At 59.7% G+C, this 948-nt stretch carries 1 protein-coding gene; it reads right to left on the bottom strand.

The genetic code is table 11. The features are described from left to right. Nucleotides 1–104: 104 nt before the first annotated feature. Complete coding sequence (locus EN943_RS37155) at nucleotides 105–854, bottom strand: helix-turn-helix transcriptional regulator (protein ID WP_127416624.1); 750 nt, start codon at nucleotides 852–854, stop codon at nucleotides 105–107. Nucleotides 855–948 lie beyond the last annotated feature (94 nt).

Here is a 948-nt window from a genome sequence, read left to right as displayed (position 1 = left end):
GTAAAATATCGATTTTATTCAGATACAGAGTAGACAATCGTTGGCGTACGCTTTATCGGCGTATGCTTATTCTTATTTGGCGTAAGGCACGGCGACCCGAGGGATTAGCCCAACCCGTCCCGGGTGAGGCTGACAACCAGTTGGTCGATGCCCGGATCGTCGAGACTGATGACATGCGCCATGCTGATGGCATCCCTTGCGTGGATGTTGGCAATGTCGCGCCGCATGATGACGGACACGAATGCCGGGCCGGCCTCCGTCAGAAGCATGGCCTTGCCCATCAGCACCGGTTCGGAGATGGGAGCCCATTGCACGGAGATCAGCGAGGGCTCTCCGGTCTGGCGGCGATTGATGCCGCTGAAATAGATCCAGTTCAGCCGCGAGATCGCCACGCCATAGTGATTGCCGCGCGCTCGTGCCCAGGTCGATCCCCGGCGCTCCGACCATCCGGTGACCCTTCGGAAGGTGACCAGTTCGGCTTCGCGCCGCACGAAGGTCACCGAGCGCACCAGGAGGTCGAGGCGGCCCGGGATCGAGAAATAGGTGAAATAGGTGCCGCCCGCGATCGAAGGACTGGGAGGGCGGATCATCTGGTTGAACAGGCTCTCGGAAACCGGCGGCAGGCCGCGCATCGCTGGCTCGGGTGCGCCGGGATCCTGGTACAGTTCGGCCTCGTCGATCCGAAAGTAATCGCATATCAGCTTGGCGGTGGCCTTGTTGGGAACGGTCTGCCCTTGCAGGTAGCGCTCGAACTGCGTGCGATTGATGTGCAGCTCACGGCATACCGCGCTTACGGAGGCATGATCCTTGCACAGCCGTCTAAGATTTGCAGCGAGATTCTCGCGAATTGACACGTCTTTGCTTCCGCAGGCGGATTTTTCATTTCGACTCGAAATCCATATAGCGTCTCCGGTCGCCCCCGCCGAAACGCCCTGGTCACAACGCACA

It is taken from the genome of Mesorhizobium sp. M7A.F.Ca.US.006.01.1.1 (assembly GCF_003997935.1).
Lineage (GTDB): Bacteria > Pseudomonadota > Alphaproteobacteria > Rhizobiales > Rhizobiaceae > Mesorhizobium.
Note: the sequence above shows the minus strand (reverse complement) of the source record. Positions and strands in the feature narration are given on the sequence as shown.